We start from the raw sequence: 3,616 nt of genomic DNA on the forward strand, positions 1-3,616 counted from the left end.
CCGGCGGGGCTCACGGTCCGCGCGCCCGCCGGGCGAGCGGTAACACCTGGGGGAGAAGCGCGGTAGCGTTATCGTTGTGTCTCATGACCGACGATAACAGGGTGGTGGACGTCGCCCGTTCGCTGGCTGCGCTCGTGGACGCCGCGAGCCCCGGTGACCGGCTGCCGGGCGTGCGCGAGCTGTCGCGGCGGCACCGCGCGAGCGCCGTCACGGTCACGGCGGCCGTCGCGCAGCTGGCGACCGCGGGCCTCGTGCGCGCCGAACCCGGGCGCGGCACGTTCGTCACCGACCGCGCCGCACGGCCCGAGCCCGACTACGCGTGGCAGACCGGCGCGCTGGGTCCCGCCCGCGTCGACGCCGACCGGGCCGCGCGCCTCGGCGGGTACGGCTCCGCCGACCACGTGCCGCTGTCGTGGGGCTACCTCGCGCCCGAGCTGCTGCCGCATGAGGACCTGCGACGCCTCGGCGCGCGCGCTGTGCGCAGCACCCGGGCCTGGGCGATGACCCCGCCGGCCGGCTCGCCCGACCTGCGGCGCGTGCTCGCCGCGCCCTACCGCGTCGACCCGCAGGACGTGCTCGTCGTCCCCGGCGGCCAGGCCGGTCTCGTCGTCGCGCTGCGCACGCTCGCCGAGCCCGGTGACACCGTGCTCACCGAGAGCCCCGGCTACCCCGGGGCGCTGCTCGCCGCCCAGAGCGCCGGGCTGCACGTCGTGTCCGTCCCCGCTGACGCCGAGGGTGTGCGCGTCGACCTGCTGGCCGACGCGCTCGAGCGGACGCGGGCGCGCGTCGTGGTGCTGCAGCCGTCGTACGCCAACCCCACCGGCGCGGTGCTCGGCGCCGACCGCCGCCGTGAGCTGCTCGACCTCGTCGTGCGCCACGGCGCGTTCGTCGTCGAGGACGACTGGGCGCGCCACCTCGCGATCGACGGCCCCGCGCCGGCGCCCCTGCTCGCGGACGACGCGCACGGCCACGTCGTCACCGTCACGACCCTGAGCAAGCCCGCGTCGCCGGGGCTGCGCCTGGGTGCGGTCGTCGCGCGCGGCCCCGCCGGTCAGCGCATGCGGGCCGCCCGCACGGCCGACGACCTCGGCGTCGCGCCGGTCGTGCAGGAGGTCGCGCACGGCCTGCTGACGTCCGCCGCCTGGCCGCGGCACGTCCGGCGGCTGCGCACCGAGCTCGCGACCCGCCGCGACGCGCTCGTCGACGCGCTGCGCACGACCCTGCCCGAGGCCCGCCTCACCACTGTCCCGCGCGGCGGCTTGCACCTGTGGGTGCGCCTGGACCACGGCGTCGACACGCGCGCCCTGGCCGCCGCCGCCGACGCCGCGGGGGTCCTGGTCGGCGACGGCCGGCACTTCTACGTCGACGAGCCGCCAGCACCGCACCTGCGGCTGTCGTACGGGGCCGCGAGCCCCGCGCAGATCGCCGAGGGCGTGCGCGTGCTGGGTGGTCTGCTGCGGGCCTGACGCGAGATGCGCGCCGCCTGACGCGACGCGGGTCCCCGGTTCGCTGTGCGCGGCGTGTGCCCGATGGGCCGGGTGGGGCCCGGACATGGAGCCGGAGCGCTCGGTCTCCCCGGTGCCCCGGTGCGGCGGCGGACGAGGTCCGTTGGTAGCGTCAGTTCATGGATGAGCAGGGGGAGAGGCAGCCGCCCTGGGGGTGGGTCGCCGGCGTGTTCTCCGCGATCGTGCTGGCCGCCGGGGTCGCGGTCGGTGTCACGACCGGCGAGTGGTGGGCGCTGCTGTGCGCGAGCGGGCTGGTGATCCTCCCGCTCGCCAGGCGCCGCGCCGCGTCCTGAGCCCGCGCCGGGCGCCCCGCGTCGCACTGTCACATGCCCGCACTGCCGCGGGATAGCGTGGCGCGCATGCCCACGTCCTCCCCGCACCCCGCCGCGCCCACCGCCCGCCAGCTCGCCGACCGGTGGGTCGAGACGCTCGCCGACCTGGACCCGACCGTGGGCACCGCGCTCGGGACGCGCCCCGGCGACCGTCGCATGCCCGACCTGTCGCCCGCGGGTGCTGAGGCGAAGGCCGAGGCGTCGCGCGCGGTGCTCGCCGAGCTCGACACCGCGCAGGTGCGCGACGACGACGACCGGCGCTGCGCGACCCTGCTGCGCGAGCGGCTGACCGCGCAGCTCGCCGTGCACGACGCGGGCGAGCACCTCGCGGTGCTGCGTCCCATCGCGTCGCCCGTGCAGACCCTCCAGTCGCTCTTCCTCATGATGCCGACCGCCACGCCCGACGACTGGGACGTCGTCGCCGACCGCGTCGCGCAGGTGCCGGCCGCCGCCGAGGGCCTGCGCGCGACGCTCGCCGAGGGCCTGCGCCGCGGCGTGCGCAGCGCCCCGCGACAGGCGTCGACGGTCGTCGACCAGCTCGGCGACTGGCTCGGCGCCGCCGACGGGCGCGGCTGGCACGCCGGGTTCGTGGCCGGCGCCGCGCACGCCGGGGTCTCGCCCGCGCTGCAGGCGCGGCTCGACGCCGCGGCGGTCGACGCGGCCGCGGGCGTCGACGCGCTCCGGACGTGGATCGCGCAGGAGTACCTGCCCGCCGTCCAGGACGTCCCCGACGCCGTCGGCCGCGACCGCTACGCGCTCCACGCGCGCCTGCACACCGGCGCCGACCTCGACCTCGACGCCGCGTACGCGTGGGGATGGGAGGAGCTCGCACGCATCGAGACCGACATGGCCGCCGAGGCCGACCGCGTCCTGCCCGGCGCCGACCCGCAGCGGGCCCTCGCGCACCTCGACGAGCACGGCGAGGCCGTCGAGGGCGTCGAGGAGGTCCGCGCCTGGCTGCAGCGGATGATGGACGACGCGATCGCCGAGCTCGACGGCACCGTCGTCGACGTCGCCGGACCCGTGAAGCGCGTCGAGGCGATGATCGCGCCCCCGGGGTCCGCCGCCGCGCCCTACTACACGCGCCCGTCGCTCGACTTCTCCCGCCCGGGCCGCACCTGGCTGCCGACGCTCGGCCGCGACCGGTTCCCCACGTGGGACCTCATCAGCACCTGGTACCACGAGGGCGTGCCCGGCCACCACCTGCAGCTCGGCGAGTGGGCCCGCCGCGCCGGCGACCTGTCGGTCTACCAGACGTCGATCGGCTCGATCCCCGCGACCACCGAGGGCTGGGCGCTGTACGCCGAGCGGCTCATGGACGACCTCGGGTACCTGCGCACCCCCGGGGCGCGCCTGGGGTACCTCGACGGCCAGCGCATGCGCGCCGTGCGCGTCGTCATCGACATCGGCATGCACCTGGGCCTGCGCATCCCCGACGAGCGCGCGTTCCACCCCGGTGAGACGTGGACCGCCGACCTCGCCGAGGAGTTCTTCGCCGCCCGCAGCGGCTCGCCGGCCGCGTTCGTGCACAGCGAGGTCGAGCGCTACCTCGGCTGGCCCGGCCAGGCCATCAGCTACAAGCTCGGCGAGCGCGCCTGGCTCGCGGGCCGCGCCGCCGCCCGCGCACGCCGCGAGGCCGCGGGGGAGACGTTCGACCTGCGCACCTGGCACACCGCCGCGCTCGGCCTCGGCTCCCTCGGGCTCGACGACCTCGAGCGCGAGCTCGCGGCGCTCTGACCCGAGCACGACCGAGCGCGACCCGAGCGCGACCCGCCCACC

The 3,616-nt window shown here is 77.5% G+C and carries 3 protein-coding genes; all 3 read left to right on the forward strand.

Annotated elements, in window-relative coordinates; genetic code table 11:
• Window positions 1-83 precede the first annotated feature (83 nt).
• The 3 genes from ATM99_RS14915 (at window position 84) to ATM99_RS14920 (ending at window position 3,574) form a co-directional block, all read left to right on the forward strand.
• Window positions 84-1,466 carry a PLP-dependent aminotransferase family protein gene (locus tag ATM99_RS14915; protein WP_062103659.1) on the forward strand — a complete coding sequence of 461 codons (1,383 nt, stop codon included), beginning with the start codon at window positions 84-86 and terminating at the stop codon, window positions 1,464-1,466.
• A 158-nt stretch (window positions 1,467-1,624) separates the two neighbouring features.
• On the forward strand, window positions 1,625-1,798 hold the full coding sequence (locus ATM99_RS19445) for a hypothetical protein (protein ID WP_190278847.1): 174 nt from the start codon (window positions 1,625-1,627) through the stop codon (window positions 1,796-1,798).
• A gap of 66 nt (window positions 1,799-1,864) precedes the next feature.
• Window positions 1,865-3,574 (forward strand): DUF885 domain-containing protein, encoded by a 1,710-nt coding sequence (locus ATM99_RS14920; RefSeq protein ID WP_062103660.1) that lies wholly within the window; start codon window positions 1,865-1,867, stop codon window positions 3,572-3,574.
• Window positions 3,575-3,616 lie beyond the last annotated feature (42 nt).

It is taken from the genome of Cellulomonas sp. B6 (genome assembly GCF_001462455.1).
Classification (GTDB): Bacteria; Actinomycetota; Actinomycetes; order Actinomycetales; family Cellulomonadaceae; genus Cellulomonas.